General features: G+C 70.1%; 20 protein-coding genes. 3 read left to right on the top strand and 17 right to left on the bottom strand.

What is annotated here, in order from left to right; translation table 11 throughout:
• Position 1: 1 nt before the first annotated feature.
• From ITP53_RS59415 to ITP53_RS26615, 3 genes are read right to left on the bottom strand one after another with little or no spacing between them, the layout of a single operon-like run.
• Positions 2–1,405, bottom strand: coding sequence for a xanthine dehydrogenase family protein molybdopterin-binding subunit (locus tag ITP53_RS59415; protein WP_195898178.1), 1,404 nt, complete (start codon positions 1,403–1,405; stop codon positions 2–4).
• The gene (locus tag ITP53_RS60435; RefSeq protein ID WP_195898179.1) at positions 1,402–1,902 is read right to left on the bottom strand and encodes a (2Fe-2S)-binding protein; all 501 of its coding nucleotides are present in this window, start codon (positions 1,900–1,902) and stop codon (positions 1,402–1,404) included. Before ITP53_RS60435 ends, ITP53_RS59415 begins: the two co-directional genes overlap by 4 nt.
• Before the next feature lie 10 nt (positions 1,903–1,912).
• Positions 1,913–2,752 (bottom strand): FAD binding domain-containing protein, encoded by an 840-nt coding sequence (locus tag ITP53_RS26615; RefSeq protein WP_195898180.1) that lies wholly within the window; start codon positions 2,750–2,752, stop codon positions 1,913–1,915.
• A gap of 97 nt (positions 2,753–2,849) precedes the next feature.
• On the opposite strand from ITP53_RS26615, the gene ITP53_RS26620 reads away from it, so the two are divergent.
• A complete protein-coding gene (locus ITP53_RS26620; RefSeq protein WP_195898181.1) occupies positions 2,850–3,527 on the top strand; it encodes a GntR family transcriptional regulator in 678 nt (225 codons plus the stop codon).
• Between the two features lie 12 nt (positions 3,528–3,539).
• Here ITP53_RS26620 and ITP53_RS26625 read toward each other — a convergent pair whose 3' ends face one another.
• Genes ITP53_RS26625 through ITP53_RS26670 form a run of 10 tightly spaced genes read right to left on the bottom strand, consistent with a single transcriptional unit; the run spans position 3,540 to position 15,430 of the window.
• On the bottom strand, positions 3,540–5,084 hold the full coding sequence (locus ITP53_RS26625; protein WP_195898182.1) for an arylsulfatase: 1,545 nt from the start codon (positions 5,082–5,084) through the stop codon (positions 3,540–3,542).
• A gap of 9 nt (positions 5,085–5,093) precedes the next feature.
• A complete protein-coding gene (locus ITP53_RS26630) occupies positions 5,094–6,704 on the bottom strand; it encodes an alpha-amylase family glycosyl hydrolase (RefSeq protein WP_195898183.1) in 1,611 nt (536 codons plus the stop codon).
• On the bottom strand, positions 6,701–7,609 hold the full coding sequence (locus ITP53_RS26635; RefSeq protein ID WP_195898184.1) for a dihydrodipicolinate synthase family protein: 909 nt from the start codon (positions 7,607–7,609) through the stop codon (positions 6,701–6,703). Before ITP53_RS26635 ends, ITP53_RS26630 begins: the two co-directional genes overlap by 4 nt.
• Positions 7,609–9,198, bottom strand: coding sequence for an FAD-dependent oxidoreductase (locus ITP53_RS26640; RefSeq protein ID WP_328815827.1), 1,590 nt, complete (start codon positions 9,196–9,198; stop codon positions 7,609–7,611). The genes ITP53_RS26635 and ITP53_RS26640 overlap by 1 nt, the downstream gene beginning before the upstream one ends.
• Positions 9,199–9,246: 48 nt before the next feature.
• Positions 9,247–10,023 (bottom strand): ABC transporter ATP-binding protein, encoded by a 777-nt coding sequence (locus ITP53_RS26645; protein ID WP_207756456.1) that lies wholly within the window; start codon positions 10,021–10,023, stop codon positions 9,247–9,249.
• Positions 10,020–11,021 (bottom strand): ABC transporter ATP-binding protein, encoded by a 1,002-nt coding sequence (locus ITP53_RS26650; RefSeq protein ID WP_328815829.1) that lies wholly within the window; start codon positions 11,019–11,021, stop codon positions 10,020–10,022. Before ITP53_RS26650 ends, ITP53_RS26645 begins: the two co-directional genes overlap by 4 nt.
• 14 nt (positions 11,022–11,035) lie before the next feature.
• Positions 11,036–12,559 carry an ABC transporter substrate-binding protein gene (locus tag ITP53_RS26655; RefSeq protein ID WP_195898187.1) on the bottom strand — a complete coding sequence of 508 codons (1,524 nt, stop codon included), beginning with the start codon at positions 12,557–12,559 and terminating at the stop codon, positions 11,036–11,038.
• Between the two features lie 29 nt (positions 12,560–12,588).
• Positions 12,589–13,455: an ABC transporter permease gene (locus ITP53_RS26660; RefSeq protein ID WP_195898188.1), complete on the bottom strand. Its 867-nt coding sequence runs from the start codon at positions 13,453–13,455 to the stop codon at positions 12,589–12,591.
• Positions 13,452–14,378 (bottom strand): ABC transporter permease, encoded by a 927-nt coding sequence (locus ITP53_RS26665; protein ID WP_195898189.1) that lies wholly within the window; start codon positions 14,376–14,378, stop codon positions 13,452–13,454. Before ITP53_RS26665 ends, ITP53_RS26660 begins: the two co-directional genes overlap by 4 nt.
• Entirely contained in the window at positions 14,375–15,430 is a 1,056-nt protein-coding gene (locus ITP53_RS26670; RefSeq protein ID WP_195898190.1) for a LacI family DNA-binding transcriptional regulator, read from the bottom strand. Before ITP53_RS26670 ends, ITP53_RS26665 begins: the two co-directional genes overlap by 4 nt.
• A gap of 196 nt (positions 15,431–15,626) precedes the next feature.
• On the opposite strand from ITP53_RS26670, the gene ITP53_RS26675 reads away from it, so the two are divergent.
• Entirely contained in the window at positions 15,627–17,423 is a 1,797-nt protein-coding gene (locus tag ITP53_RS26675) for a right-handed parallel beta-helix repeat-containing protein (RefSeq protein WP_195898191.1), read from the top strand.
• Positions 17,424–17,425: 2 nt separating this feature from the next.
• On the top strand, positions 17,426–18,418 hold the full coding sequence (locus ITP53_RS26680; protein ID WP_195898192.1) for an SGNH/GDSL hydrolase family protein: 993 nt from the start codon (positions 17,426–17,428) through the stop codon (positions 18,416–18,418).
• Between the two features lie 59 nt (positions 18,419–18,477).
• Here the strand turns inward: ITP53_RS26680 and ITP53_RS26685 are convergent, their stop codons facing one another.
• The 4 genes from ITP53_RS26685 to ITP53_RS26700 form a co-directional block, all read right to left on the bottom strand.
• On the bottom strand, positions 18,478–19,881 hold the full coding sequence (locus tag ITP53_RS26685) for an ABC transporter substrate-binding protein (RefSeq protein ID WP_195898193.1): 1,404 nt from the start codon (positions 19,879–19,881) through the stop codon (positions 18,478–18,480).
• Positions 19,882–19,907: 26 nt separating this feature from the next.
• The gene (locus tag ITP53_RS26690) at positions 19,908–20,744 is read right to left on the bottom strand and encodes a carbohydrate ABC transporter permease (RefSeq protein WP_195898194.1); all 837 of its coding nucleotides are present in this window, start codon (positions 20,742–20,744) and stop codon (positions 19,908–19,910) included.
• Positions 20,741–21,646: a carbohydrate ABC transporter permease gene (locus tag ITP53_RS26695; RefSeq protein ID WP_195898195.1), complete on the bottom strand. Its 906-nt coding sequence runs from the start codon at positions 21,644–21,646 to the stop codon at positions 20,741–20,743. The genes ITP53_RS26690 and ITP53_RS26695 overlap by 4 nt, the downstream gene beginning before the upstream one ends.
• 157 nt (positions 21,647–21,803) lie before the next feature.
• Positions 21,804–22,428, bottom strand: a 625-nt coding sequence (locus ITP53_RS26700; RefSeq protein ID WP_195898196.1) for a helix-turn-helix transcriptional regulator, incomplete at its 5' end; no start/stop codon positions are given.

Here is a 22,428-nt window from a genome sequence, read left to right on the forward strand (position 1 = left end):
GCTACAGCCCTTCCCTGGTCGTGGAGGACATGCGCCGGTACGCCTCGGGCAGCTCGTGCCCGGCCATCTCCGCCGCCTTCTGGATCACTTCGACCAGGGCCGTGCCCTCGGCGACCTTGCGGTGGGCCTTGAGGTCCCCGTCGCGGTAGGCGTTGAGCAGGCGCAGCCGCAGCGGGTCCAGGTCCAGCGCGCGGGCGATCCGGTCCATCTGCGACTCCAGCGCGAAGTCGGCGATGGTCACGCCGAAGCCGCGCATGGCGCTGGACGGCGTGCGGTTGGTGAACACGCAGTGGCAGTCGGCCCAGACGTTCGGGATCGAGTAGGGGCCGGGCAGGTGCGCGGCGGCCTTCGTGGTGCCGTACGGGCTGTGGCGGGCGTACGCGCCGGCGTCGACGTACAGCGTGACCTTGCGGCCGATGATCCGGCCGTCGTTCATGACCGCGTCCTTGATGTAGATGCGCTCGGCCGCGCGCGGTGAGGAGACCTGCATCTCCTCGGCGCGGTCGTAGACGAACCTGACGGGGCGGTCGGCCAGCATCGCGGCCACGCACGCGACCGGCTCGACCACCACGTCCACCTTGCCGCCGAAGCCGCCGCCGACCGTCCCGCCGACGATGCGTAACCTGTTGAACGGCGTCTCCAGGATCAGGGCGGTGTTGTCCAGGGTGAAGAAGCACGCCTGGGTGTCGGAGTGGATGCGCAGCCGCCCGTCGGCCTGCGGGACGACGACGCAGCCGGTGGTCTCCACGGGAGCCTGCTCGATCGGCGCCGACTGGTAGCGCCACTCGAAGACGTGGTCGGCCCGCGCGAACGCCTCCTCCACGTCGCCGAACCTGATCCGCCGGCAGTGGTGGCCCTCGTAGATGAAGTGGTTCTGCCCGTGGTACTCGTTGACCAGCGGCGCGCCCTCTCGCAGCGCCTCCTCGACGTCGAAGACCGGCGGCAGGTCCTCGTACACGACCCTGATCCTGGCCGCGCCCTCCAGCGCGGCCGCCTCGGTCTCGGCGACCACGGCGCAGATCGGTTCGCCGAGGTAGCGCACCTTGTCCACGGCCAGGATGGGCTCGTCGTCCGGCCCGACGCCGATCAGCTTGAGCGGGGTGAAGAGGTTGTTCGGGATGTCGGCGTGGGTGAGGATCCGCAGGACGCGGGGCACGGCCAGGGCCTCGGTCAGGTCCACGTCCAGGATCCTGGCGTGGTGCCGGGCCGAGCGGTGCATCTTCAGGTGGGCGAGCCGCGGCGGGGCCACGTCCTCGAAGAACTCGGTACGCCCGGTGACGTGCCCGCGCGCGTCGGAGCGCTGGACCACCGAGCCGATGACGGTGAGGTCACCGCCGACCGTGCCCGCGGCGGCCCGTTCGGCGGTGAAGGTGCTCGTGTCGATCGGGGCGAGCCGGTACGTCATCGCGACACCACCCCCTGCGCGGCCCCCTCGCGGCGTCGTCTGGCCGCCTCGAGGATGGCGATCACAATGGGCCGGTAGCCGGTGCACCGGCAGACGTTGCCCGAGATCGCCTCGACGACGTCCTCCTGGCTCGGATCGGGGTTCCTGTCGAGCAGTTCCTCGGCGACCATGATCATGCCGGCCGTGCAGAAGCCACACTGGGTGGCGAAGCAGTCGACGAAGGCGCTCTGCACCTCGTCCAGCTCACCGCCGGCGGCGACCCCCTCCAGCGTGCGGATCGAGCGGCCCGCGACGGTCTCCACCGCGACCAGGCAGGAGACCTCGGGCCGGCCGTCGACCAGGACGGTGCAGGTGCCGCAGGCGCCCTGCGCGCAGCCTCGCTTGGCCGCGGTGAGCCCCAGCGACTCGCGCAGGCTCGCGAGCAGCGTGGCGCCAGGTGCGGCGATGAACTCGCGTTGCTCGCCGTTGACGACGAGCGAGACGATCTGTGACGGCACGGTCCACCTCTCACTGGTGCGGCTGACTGATGCGGCCTTGCTGCTGCTGGGGGAGGAAGGCCCGGCGCAGATGCACGGGCAGGACCCGTGCCCGGTACCACGCGCTGGCGTAGGCGTCGTCGAAGGGGTCGATGTCGCCGCGGGCCGCCTCGCCCGCCTCGGTGAGGACCTCGTGGGTCAGCGGCCGGCCCCGCAGCAGGTGCTCCGCCGACACCGCGCGCACCGGACGCGACGCGAGGCCGCCCAGCGCGATCCTGGCGGAGCCGACCACGCCGCCGTCGACGCGGGTGATGGAGGCGACGGTCACGATCGCCGCCGAGTTCAGGCGGCGGCGCATGGCCTTGTGGTAGTACCAGGTGCCAGGCTCGGGCAGCGCGACCCGCACCGCCACGACGACCTCGCCCGCGGCGATCCCGGATGCCAGCACGTCGGCCACCGGTGCGTCGCGCCAGCCGCCCGGCCCGGCGATCTCGCAGGTCGCGTCGAGAGCGAGCAGGCAGACGGCCAGATCGCCGTACGGCTGAGCGACGAACAGATTGCCGCCCACGGTGGCCTGGTTACGGATGGCCGGGGAGGCGATCGTCCGCAGCGCCGGACGCAGGAACGCGAGCCCCGGATGCTCGCCGACGGCGGTGAACGTGGCCGCCGCCCCGATCCTGGCCACCCCGTCACGCACCTCGACGCCGCCGAGCCCCGCACGGCGCAGGCTGACCAGCTCGGTCACGGGCGCGGCCCCGCTGTTCACCAGCGGCATCACGACCGTGCCGCCACCCATGATCCAGCCGTCCCCTGCCAGGCAGGCGACCGCGGCATCGGCTGACTCCGGCACGTGCACCGCGCGGATCACCATGTGCGGGCCTCCTTGTGAGTATTATCGATAATTGATTATCGACAAACCCGCGTCAAGCGACCCGGCTGGACAATCGACAATCGGTAGGATCACCCTCATGACCGAAGAGCCCGCCAAGCTGCCGCGCCTCACGCTGGCGCGGCAGATCCGCGACTCACTGGTCGCCAGCATCGTGTCCGGCCACTTCGGCGCGGGCGAGCGGCTGGTGGAGACGCGGCTCGCGGCCACTTATGGCACCAGTCAGGCGCCCGTACGCGAGGCGCTGCGCGAGCTGGAGGCCATGCGGCTGGTGGAGACCCAGCCGCGCCGCGGCACTTTCGTCCGGCCCTTCGTACAGGAGACCCTGCGCGAGAGCTACGTCGTACGGGCGGCGCTGGAGGAGACGGCCACCCGGCTCGCCCTGCTGGCCGGGACCGTACCGGTGAAGGCGATGCGGGCGGACGTGGCGGCGATGCGGGCCGCCGCGGAGAGCGGCGACGGAGAGGCGTCGGCGCGCGCCAGCGTGTCCTTCCACCGGCACATCGTCGAGGCCGCGCACAACGAACTGCTCAAGCTCACCTGGGAGGGCCTGCAGATCGAGGCGCGGACCTCGGTCACGATGGTCGCCACCGAGGTCGACCTGCACGACATCGTCCAGGACCACGCCGAGTTGCTGGCCGCGATCGAGGACGGCGACCTGGAGGTCGCGTGCAGACATGCCCGCGACCACCAATGGCACTACGCCGACCTCCCGCACGACGCCCACGGCCGCACACGCGACTCAGCCGCGGGCTGACCCCGGTCGCGATCAGCGCGGGATGACGCCGACCCGCCGCGCCCAGGACTCGTATTCGGTGGCCAGTTCGGCGACGAGATCGGGGTGGCGTTCGGTGAGGTCGGCCAGTTCGGAGCGGTCGGTGTCCATGTCGTACAGCTCCCATGGCCCCGCGTGCTCGCGGACCAGCTTCCACCGTCCGCGGCGTACCGCGGCGTTGCCGAGGTGCTCCCAGAACAGGGGCACGTCCTGGACCGGCGCGCCGCGCAGGGCGGGCAGCATGCTGCGTCCCTCAGGCGGCGGCACCTCACGCCCCCGGTACTCGCGCGGGTGGTCGACGCCGGCGGCGCCGAGCAGGGTGGGCAGCACGTCGGTGAGCTGGAAGGGCGTCCTGGCGATCCGACCTCCGGTCAGGCCACCCGCGGGCCAGTGCGCGATGAACGGGGTCGCGATGCCTCCCTCATGGACCCACCGTTTGTAGAGGCGGAACGGGGCGTTGGACAGGTTGGCCCACGCGGGACCGTAGCTCGCGTAGGTGTCCTCCGGGCCTGGGTCGACGCAGGGGACGTTGCCGACGCGCAGCTCGGCGCCGTCCCTGGTGGCCGCCGGCATGATGTGGCGCCTGGACCGGAACTCCTCGGGATCACCGAGCGGCAGTATCTCGGCGCAGCCGCCGTTGTCCGACAGGAACACCACCAGGGTGTCGTCCGAGACCCCGGACGCCGCCAGCCGGTCGAGGACGCGGCCGATCCCCCGGTCCATCCGCTCGACCTGGGCCGCGTACACCTGCATGCGACGCGCCTCCCACGCCTGGTGCGGCGCCGTCGTCCACCGCGGTTGCGCCGGGTCGGGCGCGGACAGTGCCGACTCGGCGCCGAGCTGGCCTTCCGCGTGCAGCCGGTCGAGCCTGCGGGCGCGGAGTTCGTCCCAGCCCGCGGCGTAGACGCCGTCGTACCCGGCGATGTCCTCCTCGGGCGCGTGCAGCGGCCAGTGCGGCGCGGTGTAGGCGACATAGGCGAAGAACGGGCGCTCCGCGGCGGCCTCCCTGCCGATGAACTCCACCGCGTGATCGGTGATCGCGTCGGTGTAGAAGAACCGGGGATCGCGGGCCTCGGCGCTCGCGTCCGCCTCGCCGCGGTACAGGGTCGCCGGGTCGTAGTAGCTCCCGCATCCGCTGAGCGTCCCGAAGAAGTCGGCGAATCCCCGCCGGGTGGGCCACGAGCCGGCCGGCTCCCACAGCGGCCCGCTCAGGTGCCACTTGCCCGACATGCCGGTGGCGTACCCGGCGTCCCTGAGCATCTCGGCGACGGTCACGCAGCGGTCGTCGAGGCTGCCCGGGTACCCTCCGGGCGCGCCGTTGCCGGCCAGGACGCCGATGCCGGTCTGGTGCGGGTGCGACCCGGTCAGCAGGGACGCGCGCGACGGGCTGCATCTCGCCGTGTTGTAGAACTGCGACAGCCGCACCCCGGACCGTCCGATCCGGTCGAGGTTCGGGGTGCGGATCTCACCGCCGTAACAGCCGAGGTCCGAGTAACCCAGGTCGTCGGCGAGGATCAGCACGATGTTGGGCGTTCTCACGTCGTGCTCTCAATCCCGCCGACGCAGCCAGGCGGCCGTGTCCGGTCCGAGCGGGCCGGGTGTCGCGTCGAGGGTGTCGCTGCGCAGGAGGGTGACCGAATTCTCGGGCAGCGGCACCTCCGTGGGGCCGAGGTTGACGACGCACTCGAAGTCCGGTCCGCGCAGGAAGCGGAGGATCGAGCCGGCTCGGTCCACCCACTCCAGCTCCTGCGGGACCTCCAGCTTCCCGCGGATCCGCAGCGCCCGCGCCACGAGGTGATAGGTGGAGGCCGGGTCGTCGAGCTGGTTACGCACCGAGAGCCGCTCCCAGCCGGGAGGCTGCGGAAGCCACGGGTCCGCGGACCCGAACCCCGCGCCGTCCGGCTCCGCCGTCCATGGCAGCGGTACGCGGCAGCCGTCGCGTCCCCGGCGCCGGCCTCCGGAACGGGTCCAGATCGGATCCTGGAGGCGATCGTCGGGGATGTCCATATGGTCGGGCAGCCCGAGTTCCTCGCCCTGATAGAGGTAGGCGACGCCGGGCAGCGCCAGCATCAGCAGCAGCGCGGCCCTGGCACGGCGGCGGCCCAGCTCCTCGTCGACCGGGCCCAGCTCGTGACCGGACCTGCCCTGCTGCTTGCGGGTGTCCGAACGGCCGTAACGGGTCACCGTACGTTCGACGTCATGATTGGACAGGACCCAGGTCGGCGGCGCGCCGGCGAGGGACATCGTGCGGAGCGTGGAGTCGATCACCGTGAACAGGTCGCCGGCGTCCCAGGCGGACTGCAGGAAGGGGAAGTTGAAGGCGGTGTGGAGCTGGGCCGGCGCGACGTACCTGGCCAGCCGCTCGGGATCCTGCACCCACGCCTCGGCCACGAAGACCCTGGGCGGGTCGTACGCGTCCGCCACCGCGCGCCAGTCCCGGTAGATCGCGTGCACCTCGTCGCGGTCCCGGTGCGGATGGTCCGGCACGTTGGTCAGGACGAGCAGGTCTTCCTCCCGGTAGCCCAGATCGGGGTAGCCGGGGTGCTTGATCAGCCCGGTGGCGACATCGATCCTGAACCCGTCGACCCCGCGGTCGAACCAGAAGCGCAGGATGTCCAGGAACTCCGCGCGGACCTCGGGGTTGGACCAGTTCAGGTCGGCCTGGCTGGGATCGAACAGGTGCAGGTACCACTGCCCGTCCGGCACCCGGGTCCAGGCCGGGCCGCCGAACGTGCTGCGCCAGTCGTTGGGCACGACCTCCCCGTCCAGGAAGTGGTATCTGGCGCGTTCTGGGGAGCCGGGCGGGGAGGCCAGCGCGGCCTGGAACCAGGGGTGTTCGGTGGAGGTGTGGTTCGGCACGACGTCCAGGATGACCCGCAGGCCATGCTGGTGCGCCTCCGCGATGAGCCGCTCGGCCTCGCGGACATCGCCGTATTCGCGGGCGATGGCGCGATAGTCGGACACGTCGTAGCCGCCGTCGTTGTTCGGCGACTCGTACCACGGCGTGATCCAGATGGCGTCGACCCCGAGGCCGGCCAGATAGCCCAGGCGAGCGCGGATCCCGGCGATGTCGCCGAACCCGTCGCCGTCACCGTCCGCGAACGACCGGATGTACACCTGGTAGATCGCCGCGGTACGCCACCACTCGACGTCACTCATTCGGCGGCTCCGATCAGTTCCGGCTCGAATCCGGCCAGGAACTCCCGCAGCGCCGCCAGCTCGGCGCCGTCGAGGGTCCGCAGCGGCGGGGCGACCGCCGCCCGGCACAGACCGCGCAGGGCCAGGGTCGCCTTGATGACCGGGACTCCGGGCCGGACCCGCTGGTGTATCCCGATCAATCGGATGATCCGTTCCTGTGCCTGGACGGCACGCTCCTGATCGCCGGCGTGGTGGGCGGCGACCAGTTCGAGGGCGACGCGCGGGGCGATGTTGGCGATCCCGGGGGTGAGCCCGTCCGCGCCCTCGGCCAGCGCGCCGAGCATCTTGCCTTCCGCACCCTGGTTCACCCCGAAGTGCGGCCGGTGGCGTTTGACGTCGAGCCACTGCCGCAGGATGTCCATGTCGCCCGAGCTGTCCTTGACGCCGACGACATGCTCCATGTCGGCGACGGCCGCGATCGAGCCCGCCGAGAACGGCGGCGCGTAACGGGGGATGTTGTAGGCGATCACCGGCACGGCCGCCGTCCGGCCGGCTCGGTAGTGTTCGATGATGTCGCGCTCGTCATGGTGGAAATAGCAGGGCGGGCTGAGGGCGACCGCGTCGCACCCGGCCTCCGCGGCGAGCTCGGCCCGCCGCAGCGATTCCCGGGTGCCGGCGGCCGAGACGTTGACGACGACCGCGCCGTCCGGCACCAGCGTCCGCCAGAGGCCGACGGCGTCGCCGAGGAACGCGCCGATCTCCGCCGTCTGGTGCATCGGCCCTTCGCCGTTCGTGCCCAGCAGCATGATCTTCGTGATGCCCGCGGCGGCGAGCGCGCCGAAGTAGCGCGGGCCGGCCGCGAGGTCGGGCCGGCCGCTCTCGTCGATCGGGGTCACGGCGGGCACGATCACCCCTGATACGGACATCAGTACCCCCGGATCTCTGGCCAGGCCAACTCGACGCCGTCGGCTTTCAGCGCGCTCTGGAACGCCCGCAGGTGTCCTTCCTTGCGCCGGACGTCATGCGGCTCCACCGTCTCCCCCAGGCAGTAGGCCACCAGCGAGCCGGCGGCCTCGCCGATGTTCCACTCCACCGGGTGCAGCCGGTAGCAGCCGTTGGTGATGTGGGTGGTGCCGATGTTCTTGCCGGCCGGCAGCAGGTTCCGCATCCGTACGGGCAGCAGGGCGCCGAGCGGGATCTGGAACGGGCTGCTGGCGACGTCGATGTAGTTGTCGCCGCCGGTCGAGGGATGCAGGTCGATCCGGTACATGCCGATCCCGACCGAATCGTCGTACGAGACCGCGCCCGCCGTACCCCGAACGGCGAGAGAGAGGTCCTGTTCGACGACCGTGTACTCGGCCTTGATCCGCCTGGACTCGCGGATGTACGGCGCGGCGGCGAATCCGTCGACGGTGTCCATGACATCCGGCCGCAGCCGCAGCCCCGGCCAGCCGCGACCGCCGTCCGGCCGCGGCGCCTCGGTCTGCAGCCAGTAGAGCATGCTCGCGGAGAGCTCACGCGCGCCGGCGAGATGGCGCGCCTTCTCCTCCTCGCTCACTCCGATGATCGGCCCCGCCACGTAGTCGATCATCGGCCAGTTCACCAGGGTGACGTCGCTGGTCACGAAGCCGGGCTCGTACTGTTCGCGGGCGACGGCCCGGCGGAACTCCCACAGTTCGCGGTCCCCGGGGTCCTCGCTCTGGTCGGCGAGCACGGGCCCGGACCGGATGTTCGGGGTGAACGTCCGCGTCAGCGGCTCCCTCGTCCGCGGGTCCGGGGCGGTCAGCCCGACCTGCGGCCCCGGCCAGTAGCCTGGGCGGTACGCCCGCCAGTGGTCGTAGTTCGCCGGCCGGTCGATCACGTGGTCCTCCCCCTCCCGATGATCGACGGCGAACACCCAGGAGAACGCCTGCATGTTGCCGGGCTGCGCCACCTCGGGCGCGCTCGGCTCACCGGTCTCGTGCCGCGACTCGAACCCGGTGACATGCTCCGCACCGGCGAGCGGCAACACGTCCCCGAGCTCGGTGGCGTCCAGATAGTACGGGCTCACGACGTGCACCAGCCCGGCGTCACCGCGGTCCACCGTGACACTGCGGACCCGGTCGCCGTCGGTCTCCGCCGCCACCGGCAGCGCACCGAGCAGGATCCGCAGCCGGCCACTGCTCAGGTAGGGGTCGATCATCGCGCGGAGCACCGCGCCACTGACCCGCGGCTCATGGCACAGCGCACCGACCCTGCCCAGCCCGGGATTCAGGTGTGGCTCACTCCTGGCCGCCACGGTGAGCGGATACCAGGTCCGGTAGTGGTCGCGGACCGCGGACCGGTACCGGCGGTAGGAGGCGGTGCAACCGAACTGCTCGATCCACCTGTGCTCGTCCGGGGGCACGCCCTGACTGGTGAACTGCCCGCCGATGCGGTCGCCTTCCTCGGTCAGCACCACCCGCAGCCCGTGCCGCAGAGCTGCTAGTGCGGCGGCGACTCCGCCGACTCCGCCGCCGATGATGGCCAGATCCACGTCAGTGATCCGCGATTCCAAAGTGGTTCCGTCCTGTTGCATGTGATTTCAGGCGCCCTCTAGGTCGAGGGCGGCGTCGAGAAGTTTCCTGGTGTACGGATGGCCGGGCCGCTCGAACAGATCGTCGGCGGTCGCGGTCTCGACCAGGCGGCCCTGGTGCATGACCGCCACCCGGTCCGCGATCTGCCTGACCACCCCGAGGTCGTGGGTGATGAAGAGGATGGCGAGCCCGCGGTCGGCGCGCAGGCCGGCCAGCAGCCGCAGGATCTGGGACTGCACCGAGACGTCGAGCGCCGAGACGGCTTCGTCGCAGACCAGCAGCCGGGGCCGCAGGGCGAGCGCCCGCGCGATGCTGACCCGCTGGCACTGCCCGCCGGACAGTGCCGTGGGACGGCGGGTGGCGACGCCGGCGTCCAGGCCGACGTCGGCGAGCAGCTCGTCGATCGCGGCGTCCCAGGATCGGCCCGCCGGGGCGGCCGAGGGATGGGTCCGCCAGGTCTCGCCGATGATCGACCGGACGGTCATCCGGGGGTTGAGCGAGGCCGCGGGATCCTGGAAGACCATCTGGATGGCCCGCCGGGTCGCCGGCGACCGCTTCGCCACCGGGCCGACCGGAGCCCCGTCGAACAGGACCGCCCCGCCCTGCTGGGCCTGGAGTCCGACGACGCAGCGGGCGACCGTGGTCTTCCCCGAGCCGGACTCCCCCACGACCGCCAGGGTCTCGTCAGGGCGTACGGCGAAGGAGACGCCGTCGACGGCATTCGGCTTGGCGGCACGCCTGCGGTGGAAGTTGACGACGAGGTCGCGTACCTCGATCAAGCTCACGTCTCCTCCGGAAAGTGACAGGCGACCTGCCGGCCGGCGGCGATCTGGCGCATCTTCGGCACCTCGCTCCCGCACCGGTCCTGCGCCTTGGCGCACCGGGGATGGAAGGGGCATCCGCTGGGGCGTTCCGCCGGGCTCGCGGGGCTGCCGGGCAGCGGCTCGGCGATGGCCGTCTTGCTGCGTACGGCCGGGACGCTCACCACGAGCGCCCGCGTGTACGGGTGCGCCGGGCTGTTGAACACCTCGTGGCCGCTGCCGATCTCGCAGATCCGGCCGGCGTACATGACGACGACCTCGTCCGCCACGTGTGCCATCACTCGCAGGTCGTGGCTGACCAGCAGCATGGCCGTGCCCTCCTCGTCGCGGATGCGCCGCAGCAGCGCGAGGATGCGGGCCTGCACGGTGACGTCGAGCGCCGTCGTCGGTTCGTCGGCGAGGATGAGCCGCGGCGAGCCCGCGAGTGCCGTCGCCACCATGGCCCGCTGTCGCAGCCCGCCCGAATACTGGTGCGGGAACTGAGCGTGCCGGGTCTCCGGGTCAGGGATGCCCACCCGGTCGAGCAGGTCGATCACGGTACGGCGGACCTCCTTGGCGGGCATTCCGCCGCGCCGCAGGATCTCGCCGACCTGCCGGCCGATCGTCTGCGTCGGGTCCAGCGCCGCCTGGGGGTCCTGGAAGATCATCGCGATGCCGCGCCCGCGCAGCCGGCGCCGGTCCTGCTCGGGCATGGTGACCAGGTCCTCGCCCTGCCACAGCATCCGGCCGGAGACCGCCGCGCCGGGCGGCAGGAGGCCGATGACGGCCGTCGCCGTCATCGTCTTGCCGCTGCCCGACTCACCGATCAGGCCGGTGGTCCGGCCCGCCGCGACGGTGAACGAGACATCGTCCACCACACGGACCGGGCCGTCCTGGCCTGGCAGGTCGATCGACAGGTGCTCGATCCGGAGCAGCGGAGCCTCCTGCGACGGGCGAGGCTCCGCCGCCGCCGAATCGGTCACTCTCGAAGACTGACTCATGATCCAGCGTTGCCGATTCGGATCGTGGAGAAGTCCGGCGTGAGGTCCGGGGGAATGGTGAGGCCCTGCACGGACTTGTTCCGCACGTACAGGTTCTTCACGAACATGGGGTACATACCGACTGCGTCATCCCAAATGATCTTGTTGGCCTGCGCGTACAGTTCCTGCCGCTTGGCGGTGTCACTGGTCGAGCCCGCCTCGGCCAGCAGCGCGTCGAGGTCCTTGTTGCAGTAGCCCGTGCGCTTGGCCGCACAGGTGTACAACCGGCCGAGGTTGGTCGCCGCGTCGAAGCCGGCGGTGCCGAACTGCTGGATGTTCAGATCCCACTTGAGCGCGAGCAGATCCTGCAGGAAGACGGCGGACTCCTTCTGGATCGGCTCGACCTTGACGCCGATCTTCGCCAGGTCGCTCGCCACCGCGTCGGTGAACTGCTGGAACTGCGGCTGGGAGAACTGGAGCCGGATCGTCTGGTCGTAGTCGAAGCCGGCCTCGTCCAGCGCCGCCTTGGCCGCGGCCGGGTCGTACGTGACCGGGGTCTGCGGCGCGTAGCCGAGCACGTTGGGGGTCAGCACCGAGTCCGCCACCGAACCGGTCTCGGGGAACAGCGACTTGATGATGGTGGCGAAGTCGACCGCCTGCCACAGCGCGCGCCGGACGGCGGGCTCTTCGAGGCCCTTGGCCGAGCTGTTCATCCACATGGTGATGACGCCGTTACCCGCGTCCTTCTCCACCACGAGGTCGGAGCTGCCCTTCAGACCCGGCAGCTGGTCGTCGGGGACCGCCCACGTCAGGTCCACCTCGCCGGTCTTCAGCGCGGTCATCCGCGCCGCCATCTCCCCGATGCTGCGCAGCTCCAGGCGGTTCAGCGCCGGCTTGCCGCCCCAGTAGCCGGGGTTGGGGGCGAGCACCAGGCTCTGGCCCGGCGTGAACTGCTGGACGACGAACGGGCCCGAGCCGATCGGCTTGGCCCAGCCGGCGTTCTGGTGCGCGGCGGGGGTGACATAGAAATTGCCGAGCTTGCCGAGCAACGCGGGATCGGGGTCCTCGGCCGTGATGACGACCGTGTTCGCGCCGCTCTCCTTCGCCTCGTGGCCGGCGAAGTTGCCGGCCAGCGCGCCCTTGAGCTCCAGGACGCGGTTGAAGGAGGCGACGACGTCGGCGCTGGTGAGCGGCGTGCCGTCGGAGAACTTGACGTTGTTCCGCAGCGTGAAGGTCCACTCCGTGGCGTCCTCGTTGGGCTGCCACGACTCGGCGAGCACGCCCTCGAACTCGCCCTTCCCGACCGTGCGGACCAGCGCGCTGAAGATCGCCTTGGCCGCGACCTGGGTGCCGTTGTCCATCGCGGACGCACCGTGCGGGTCGAGGTTCTCGATCGGGGTCCACACCGCGACGGCCAGCTCCTGCCGCACGTCACCGCCGGCGGGCGAGCCGCCGGTGGTGGTGGTGCAACCGACCAGCCCGACGATGGAAACTGTCGCGGCGGCGAGGGCCATCGCACGACGAAGCCGAATCGGCCTCATATAAATCCCTCCTGACATTGGCTGAGCCGTCAGCGGCTGGTGCCGAGACGCTGGGTGAGGTGGTCGCCGAGCAGGCCTGTGCTCACCACGAGGCCGGTCAGCGCCAGCCCCGGTAGCGCCGAAATCCACCAGGCGGTGTCCAGATAGTCCTTGCCGTTCGCGATGACCTGGCCCCAGGAGACCGTGGCCGAGGGCAGTCCGAGGCCCAGGAAGCTGAGGCCGGCCTCGGACAGCACCGCGCCGGCGAACTCCGTGGTCGCGAGCGCGGTCACCGGGCCGATCACGAACGGGATGATGTGCCGGATGATCAGGACCGGGGTGGGCACCCCGATCAGCCGCGCGGCGTCGACCCACGGCCGTTCGCGCAGCGAGAGGGTGAGACCGCGGGCGAGCCTGGCGAAGCCGACCCAACCGGCCACCGACAGCGCCACGATCACGACCAGCATGCTGCGCTCGAAGAGGCCGGCGATCACGATCGCCAGCAGGATGCCGGGGAAGGCCATCAGGATGTCGATCAGCCGGGAGATCGCGACGTCGGTCCAGCCGGCGAGGTACCCGGCGAGCGTCCCGAAGGCCAGCCCGACCAGCAGGCAGGCGGCCACCACAGAGATCCCGATGATGATCGACGTCCGGGCGCCGTAGACGAGTTGGCCGAGCATGTCACGGCCCGCGCCGTCGGTGCCGAGCACGGCGACCGTGCCGTCCGCCCTGACCGCCCCGATCGGCAGCAGCCGGTCCGCCACACTGGTCGCCACCGGATCGTACGCGATCAGCAAGGGGCCGATCAGGCCGACGAGCAGGAATCCGACGAGGACGACGGCGGCGATCGCGGCGACGGCCGGCGTGGACCGCAGGCGGACGGGCCACAACCGTGGCCGGACGGTTGTCGCGCTCATGCGCCTGCCCCCAGTCGTACGCGCGGGTCAAGCCGGGCGGCGATCAGATCCGCCGCGACGTTGCAGCAGACCACGATGACCGCGATGAGGAGCACGGCGGCCTGCACGATCGAGTAGTCCCGGTTCGCGACCGCGGTCACCAGCAATGAGCCGAGGCCGGGCCAGGTGAAGACGCTCTCCACGATCACCGCGCCGCCCAGCAGCGTGCTGACGTGCAGCGCGCCGACGGTCACCACCGGGGTCGCCGCGTTGCGCACCACGTGTCCTGTCACCACCTCGCGCTTGCTGAACCCCTTGGCGTACGCCCGCCGCACGTAGGGCTCCGCCATGGTGTCGGCGACGCTGCTTCGCGTGATCCGGGTGAGAAGCGCGGTGAAAGGCGCGGCCAGCGTGAGCGCGGGGAGCACGATGTGGGCCGGGGTGCCGGTGCCCGCGCTGGGGAGCAGCCGGAGTTGCAGCGCCATCACCAGGATCAGCATGATCCCGATCCAGAACGGCGGCATGGAGTAGAGGGTCAGGGCGAAACCGGAGATCCCACGGTCGATCCACCGGCCGCGATAGGCGCCGGCCAGCGCCCCGAGGACCACGCCCGACATCGCTATGACGGTCGCGGCCAGGGTGAGCTCCACCGAGGCCGGCAGCCGGGACAACACCAGCTCGAACGCCGGTTGCCCGAAGCGGTAGGACTCGCCGAAGTCGAGCGTCGCCAGCTGGCCCAGATAGTGCCAGTACTGGACCCACAGCGGCTGGTCCAGGCCGAGCCTGGCCCGGGCGGCCCCGACCTCGGCGGCCGTGGCGTCCGGCCCGAGCAGTACCAGCGCCTGGTCTCCCGGGGCGATCCGCATGATGAAGAACACCAGCGTGGCGGCCCCGAAGATGATCAGTACACCGGTCGCCGCCGTGCGCAGCGCGTACCTGGTCATCGCCGGACCACCCGGCTGACCGAGTTGCCGCGCACGTCGGCGCAGGGCACGAGCAGTTGAAGTGGCGGCTCGTCCGCGCCTTCGAGCAGGTTGACGAGCAGTCGCACCGAGGCCCGCCCTATTTCGACTCTGGGTATCTCGAACGACGTCCAGATCCGGGTCGTCGTCGGCGCCGGGGCGGAGCCCAGGAAGGCGACGGACAGGTGGTCGGGAATGCCCAGACCGGCCGCCTCGGCGGCCTCGGCCAGCGCGATACCGGTGGCATTGTCCTCGGAGGGCTCCACGAGCACCACGGTGATTCCCGCCCGGACCCATCCGGTGACCCGGTCGGCGTCGATGTCCTCGGCGCCGGAGGAGAACTCGACAACGAGGTCGTCCGCGACCAGGCCCGCGGCCTGGGCGCCCTGTCGTAAGCCCAGCTCGCGATCCTCGCCCGGCTCGGCGCCGTCGGTCTGTCGCAGGAGCAGGATCCGCTGATGCCCGAGCGCGGCCAGCTCCTCCACGAGGGCCGCGGTCGGAGCGACGTAGTCGGGGGCGACGTAGGACAGCTCGGCTCCCGCTATGTCGCGCCGTCCGATGAAGACGAACGGGAAGCCCTCCTTGGCCAGGGCCGCCAGGTCGTCCCGCGAGATGTGCCGGCCCAGCAGGACGCAGCCGTCGGCTTTCAGCAGCGCGTTGCGCCCCATGGCGTAGACGCCCCGCTGGGCGGTGTTGGCCGAGGTGAACAGCAGCAGGTCGTAGCCGAGCCTGGCCGCCTCCTCCTCCACCCCGAGCAGGAACGGGTGATAGAAGTCCCGCTGGTCGACCGGGAACACCGACTCGAACGTGTAGAGCCCGATGGTCTTGACGGTCATCCCGCGCAGCGCACGGGCGGCGGGGTTGACGGCGTACCCCAGGTCTTCGATCGCCTGTTGGACGCGCCGGCGGGTCTCCTCGGACACCGGCGCGTCCGCGCGCTCGTTGAGCACGAGGGAGACGGTGGCCTGGGACACTCCGGCCCGCTGGGCGATCTCGACTTGGGTGGGGCGCCGCGGCCCGACTCGTTTGCGCATGGCGATCCAGTTGACTAATACGTAACGACTGCGCGGCAGCCTAGACACCCGAAGCGGTCCGCACAAGGGGTAAGTTTCGCCAACATTGCCGCTAAGTGTCGCAAGAGCGGCTTTTATTGCCTCTTGTGAGACAGATCTCACGTCTGTACGATCCTCGATCTATACGTATCGAGCCACGTATTGGGAGGTAGGGGCCATGTCCGAAGGCACCGATCGTCGAGCGCTGTTACGAATCGGCGGTGTGGCACTGGGCGCGGCCGCGGCGGCCGCGTCATGGGGAGCGGCACCCGCGGCCGCCGCGGCCGCGGACCCGGCGGATGTCGTCACCCCGCAGCAGTTCGGCGCGCTGGCCGACGGCCTCCACGACGACACAGACGCCATCGAGCAGGCCATCAACGCCCAGCGGACCCGGCTGAACCGGATCGTCCTCTTCCCGCCAGGCACCTACCGGATCACCCGCACCATCGTCATCCCCGACCTGCCCGGGGAGCCCTTCAACCGGATCCAGCTGCGCGGCTACAGCACCATGACCAACCGTGCCTCGATCATCCATGTGACACACGACGGGGTGGGCATCGACGTCCGGTGCTCCCTCGCCGCGATCTACGGCCTGGCCTTCGTCGCCCCGGCCAAGACCGCCGGCAACGTGGCGCTGCGCTTCGCCGGTGAGGCCAACACCGACGACACCGACGCCGCCATCCTGGAGTGCACGTTCGTGTCGTTCAAGCTCGCCGTCGAGCATGTCGGCCGCGGGCTGTACTTCTCGCACAACCTCGTCGCCCTCTGCACCACCGGCGTCAGCCTCGCCTGGCCGACCGGCGGCGTGGAAGGCGGCGCCGACCATGTTCCGCCGTACGGGCTGCGGAAGTGGCTCATCACCAACAACCACTTCCACAGCCCGTTCCAGGCCATCGTCACGCAGGGCGCCGAGGACAGCGACTTCCGCGGCGCGATCATCCAGGGCAACCTGCTCGACATCGGCAGGCGGCTGCTGATCGGCAGCCTGAGCAACTCCACCATCAGCGGCAACGTGGTGGAGAAGGCGGACAACGGGCCGATCATCGAGATCACCAGCGGCGGCCACAACCTGGCCATCGGCGACAACGTCCTCGGCGGGTTCGAGCCCCCGCAGAACAAGGGGCCGAGCGCCATCCAGTTCTCCAGCGGCGTCACCGCGCACAACGTCACCATCAGCGGGAACACCTTCAACTGGCTCAACCACTCGCCGATCCGCTTCGAGAACGACGCCAGCAAGATCACCATCGCGAACAACTCGTTCGACAACTGGAACCTCGACGCCAAGACCGACGCGGCGGCGATCAGGGTGGCGGGGAAGGCGCGAGAGTTCAGCGTCATCGGCAACGTCATCTCCGCCGATCCGGCCGGCCGGCCGCCGATCCTGACCACCGGCGGGCTGCACGACTCCCACGTCATCGGCAACGCCTCCGAGCAGGTTCCGCTGGTCGCGGGCACGGTGGGCGAGGATTCTTTCGTGCAGGCCGAGCCTGGCCGGTTCAACCGTCTCGAAGTGGCCGGGCCGCTGGGAGCGGCGGCCAAGGTGGTGAGCACCTGGACCGGCTCGGTCAAGGTGGGCGAGGACCGCTACGGCTCGTTCGTCGTCGAGGGCAACAACGCCAACCCCGGCGTCAAGGGCGGGCTGCGGGTGGTCCCGGTCAACGCGTCGGGATCGGCGGCCACCGAGTTGCTGTGCTCGACCACGTCCACCAACGAGTTGGTCTCCATGGTCTCCAACGCCACCGGACTGGTTCCGCCTGCCGACAACGTACGAGATCTGGGCAGCGCGGACCGTCGGATGCGAGCCGTGCACACGCACCAGGTGGTCCTGTCCGAGCACGCGGCGGGCACCCTGCCGAACGCGGCCGACCACACCGGCGGCCTCATCCTGATCCACGACCCGAAGACCGGCAAGCGCGGCCTCGCCCTCTCCGACGGTGGGTCCTGGCGAAACGTCGCCCTCGGCGCCGAGGTCTGAGCATGGCGGTGATCCGATTCGCCCCGGGCGCGCGGCCGGCCGTCTGGCGGGGAAGCCTGGCCTGGACGGGCTCGTGGCAGCCGTGGCGGCTGCCACCGGATCTGATCGCCACCGCCCACGCTCCGGGCCTGGTCACGACCGCGCGGATGCCGGCCGGCGTCCGCGCGGTCGTCCGTACCGACGCGACCGCGCTCGAGCTGCGGACCTTCGCCGTGAACGATGAGGTGACGTCGCTGGACGTCGTCGTGGACGGCACGCTGTGGCGGCGGACGCCGCTGACGGCGGGGGCGGCGACGAGCCAGGTCACGTTGCCGCCCGGCGCCAAGGTCGTCGAGGTCTGGCTGCCCCAGTTCGGCGAGCTCCGCACCGGACCCCTCGTCCTGCACGGCGCCACGTATGCCACCGCCGCGGATGAGGGCTTCCGCTGGGTCACGTACGGGAGCTCGATCACGCAGTGCCGTTCGGCCTCCGGCCCGAGCGAGACGTGGCCCGCTCTCGTCGCCCGGCGCCTCGGCTGGGATCTCACGTGTCTCGGATTCGCCGGGGAGTGCCATCTCGATCCCGTCGTCGCCAGGACGATCACGCGTACGCCCGTGGACCTGATCTCACTGTGCCTCGGCATCAACATCTACGGCAGGGCGAGCCTCGGCCCGCGAACGCTCGCCGGCCAGGTGTCGGGTTTCGTCCAGACGATTCGCGACGCTCAGCCGCACGTCCCGATCGTCGTGATCTCCCCGATCGTCTCACCGAGCCGTGAGCGGTCGCCCAACCAGGCGATGATGACCCTCGACGACGTCCGCGGCACCGTCACGGACGCCGTGACCACGCTGCGGCGTCGCGGCGACGCACAGCTCCACCTCATCGACGGCCCGAGCGTTCTGGGCCCCGACGATGCGCACCTGCTGGCTGACGGCCTGCATCCAGGCGCCGACGGCTACCATCTCATGGCCGAGCGGCTCGCCCCCCGGCTGGCGGCCATCGCGCCCGAGCCCTGATCGAACCAAGCCACCAGAAGGACCCGCAGCGGGTGGAGACTTTGGGGGTTCGCGGGGGGCTAGCCCTCCGCGGGGTCGACGTTGGCGTTGTACTTCTGGATGGGCGTCTGCAAGGTGGCTGCCGCGTTCTGCATCGCCTGGCCGGCCGACGTCTTGGGCTCCTGCCCTGCCCCGGCGGGCACGGCCTGCTCCAGGCCGACCTCGGCCGCCTTCCTGGCCTCCGGCATGACGCCGAGGAGACAGCCCGACGTGGCCGCCGACGGCTGCTGGGCGCGCAACTGCGTCACCGCGACCTGGAAGTTGGGGTCGTCGTTCGACTTGGCCTGCGGGTTGACCGGCACGTAGCCGGTCGCCGCGTGCCACTTCGCCTGCTGCTCAGGCGTGTTGGAGAACTTCACGAACTCCCAGGCCGCCCGCTTCTCCGCGTCCGTGTGCCCGACCGCGTTGATCCACATGGAGGCGCCACCGATGATCGTGCCACCGCTGGAGGTGGCGGACGGCTTGGGGAACGGCGCGGTCTTCAGCTCGAACTTGCCCTTCGCGGCCTCGGTGTATCCGCCGAGGGCGGAGGTCGACTCCAGGTGCAGGGCGATCGTCCCGGTCTTGAACGCGTTCTGGGCCTGGTCGGTGGGCCGGCCGGTGTTGGTGGCGTAGCCCTCCTTCACCAGGTCCCCCAGCCACTGGGCGAACTTGGGCCCGGCACCGGTGCCGGAGTTCACCTTGGTGGCCAGACCGTTCCTGCCGTTGCCGTTGTCGCAGTACTCGGCGTTGTCCTGGGCGGTCAACTGCTCGACGAACCAGCCGTAGAGCGCGGCGTTGAAGCCGTACTGCGTGACCGTGCCGCCCTCCTCGACGGTGAGCTTCTTCGCCCACTCACCGATCTCGTCGAGCGTCGCCGGCGGCTTGTCCGGGTCCAGCCCGGCCTTCTTCACGGCGTCCGCGTTCATGTAGAGCAGGGGCGCCGAGGAGTTGAACGGCATCGACCAGAGCTTGTTCTTGATCGTGTAGTAGCTGGCGATGTTGGGCTCGATGTTCGCGTTCTGGTCGAACTTGTCCTGCTCCATGAACTTGTACATTGGGACGACCTGCTGAGAGTCGTACATGAACCGCGAGCCGATGTCGTAGATCTGGACCAGCGGGGGCGTGGCCTCCTGCTGAACGGCCTGTTTGTAGGCGACGACCATCTGGTCGTAGTCGCCCTTGAAGACCGGCTTCACGGTGATCTTGTCGTTCACCTTCTTGAAGTCGTCCGCCATGGCCTTGATGGCGAGCTCGTTCTTCTCCTTCATCGAGTGCCAGAACTCGATCTCGATCGGTTCGGTGATCGCGTCCGGACCGGGTGCCGTGGCGGCCTCGCCACCCTCACCCGAGCCGCCGTCGCCACCGCAGCCCGCCAGAGCCAGCGACAGTGCGGCCGTGACAGCCAGCCCACCGCGCATACGCCGGGATCGGGATAGTGCCATCTGGGGAACTCCGTTCTTGTTCACGATCACTTCACCGCGCCCGCGGTGAGCCCGCGGATGATGAAGCGCTGCCCGAAGATCACGAGCGCGAGTGTGGGAAGCAGGGCGAGTGTGACCCCGGCCAGGATCAGCGTGGGGCTGGACGACTCGGCGTCGTTCAGCATGGACACGCCGATCTGCAGGGTCTTGTACGTGTCGTCGTTGCCGAGGATCAACGGCCAGAAGTACTGGTTCCACGTGGTCATGAACACGTAGACGCCGACCGCGGCGATGGCCGGTTTCGACAGCGGGAGCAGGATCCGCCACAGGAATCGCAGATGGCCGCATCCGTCCATCACCGCGGCATCGCGCACCTCGAGCGGGAACTGCAGGAACGACTGCCGGAGCAGGAACGTGCCGAAGGCGTGGGCGAGGAAGGGCAGGGTGAGCCCGAGATAGGTGAGCGGCCCCTTGGTCAGACCCAGGTCCGAGATCAACAGGTAGTTGGGCAGGATGATCGCTTCCCACGGCACCATGAGCGTCACCATGAACACCGCGAACATCGCCGTCTTGGCCCACATCCGCAGGAACGCGAACGCGTAGGCGGCCAGGACGCTCGACAGGAGCTGGCAGATGGTGACGATGCCGGTCTGGATCGCCGAGTTGAGGTACTGCCTGGCCAGCGGGATCGTCTCGAGCGCCGAGGTGTAGTTGCCGACGTCGATCGCCGTCGGTACGAGCTTCGGCGGATAGCTGGCCAGATCGCTCGGCGTCATGATGCCGCCGACGAACGCGTAGTAGAGCGGGAAGAGCACCGGGAGCGCGCACACGATGAGCACGAGATAGACAAGGATCTTGCTCGCGGCCGAAGAGGAGGAGTTCATCGGTAGTGAACCTTCCTTTCCAGCACGCCGAACTGGATGCCCGTGCAGGCCAGCACGATCACCAGGAGCACGATCGCCGCGGCGCTGGCCGTACCGAAGTCCGACGACCCGTAGCTGAAGGCCTTCTCGTAGATCCAATAGACGAGCGTGGACGTGGCCCCGTCCGGGCCGCCCTTGGTGAGGATGTGGATCTGCCCGAAGCTCTGCAGCGCGTGGATCGTGGAGATCACGATGAGGAAGAAGAGCTGTGGGGACAGCATGGGGATGGTGATCCGGCTGTGCAACCGCCACCCCGTAGCGCCGTCGAGTCTGGCCGCCTCCACCACTTCGGTGGGAATCGCGCCGATCCCCGCGGAGAGCACCAGGACGTTGTAGCCGAGCGTCATCCAGATCGTGGTGATCGAGATCGAGATCAGGGCCAGATCCGGCTCGGTGAGCCAGCCGATCCGGTCGACGCCGACGTAGCTGAGGATGCCGTTGGCCATGCCCACGGCCGGGTTGTAGATGAGGGCGAAGATCACCGACGCGGTCGCCACCGAGAAGGCGAACGGCAGTGCGAACACCGTACGGAACATCCGCTGCCCGCTGATCCGCGACTCCAGGAGCAGGACGACCACGAGAGCGCCGACGATCGCCGGAACCACCGTGAAGAGGACGAAGAGCGCAGTCGTCCCCAGCGCTTTGAAGAAGCCCGGGTCGGAGAACATGTCCGCGAAGTTGTCCAGCCCGACGAACTTGTTGGCCCGGCCGATGATGTCGGTCCCCATCGTGGACAGGTAGAACGTCCTGCCCAGCGGATAGAAGATGAAGATCGCAAAAATGATCAGCGAGGGCGCCAGATAGAGTAACGACAGCCGGCGCTCGCCTGTCGGTCCCCGCTCCCTGATGGTGCGAGCTTCCATCGTCGTGCAGTCCTACTTTCGTTAACCTCGTGTTCACACACTTCGTTGCTCGCTGGATTCTGCCTACTCACGCCATGTTCCGGTAGGCCTGCTCACTGAGCGCACAGTGAACGTTCGCGGAACGTTATCCGCGAAACACCCCCTATGAGCCGATCTGTCAGGAGGAGGCGCGCCAGGCCGAGGGGGTGTTTCCGCGGGCGCGTTTGAATGCCACGCTGAACGCGAACGGATCCCGGTAGCCGACCTGGTGGGCCACGGCGGCGACGGTCTGCCGGGTGTCGCGGAGCAGGTCGGCGGCGAGGGTCATGCGCCAGTCGGTGAGATAGCCGAGCGGCGGCCGGCCGACCAGAGCGGCGAAGCGCTGGGCGAACGCGGCGCGGGACATGCCGGCCTTGGCCGCCAGCGAGGCCACCGTCCACTGGTGGGCGGGATCTTCGTGCAGGAGGCGCAGCGCCTCACCGATCGCCGGGTCGGCCAGCGCCCGGTACCAGGCGGGTGGCGTCGCCTCCGGCCTGGTACACCAGGCCCGCAACGCGATCACGAGGACCAGATCCAGCAGCCGGGCGAGGACCGCGTCCTGGCCCGGCTCGTCGCTGGCGGCCTCGGCCGAGAGGAGATCGAGGGCAACCCGGGTCCGTGGCCCCGCGGGCACGACCGCCAACGGTGGAAGCAGCTCCAGCAGGCGGGCGGCCACGTCGCCGTGCAGCTCGTACACGCCGCGGAGCATGACGGTGGCCCCGGACAGGCCGGCACCGTACGTGCGGGGGGCCAGGGTCGGGTGG

Origin of the sequence: Nonomuraea cypriaca (assembly GCF_015645445.1) — a bacterium.
Taxonomy (GTDB): Bacteria; Actinomycetota; Actinomycetes; order Streptosporangiales; family Streptosporangiaceae; genus Nonomuraea; species Nonomuraea cypriaca.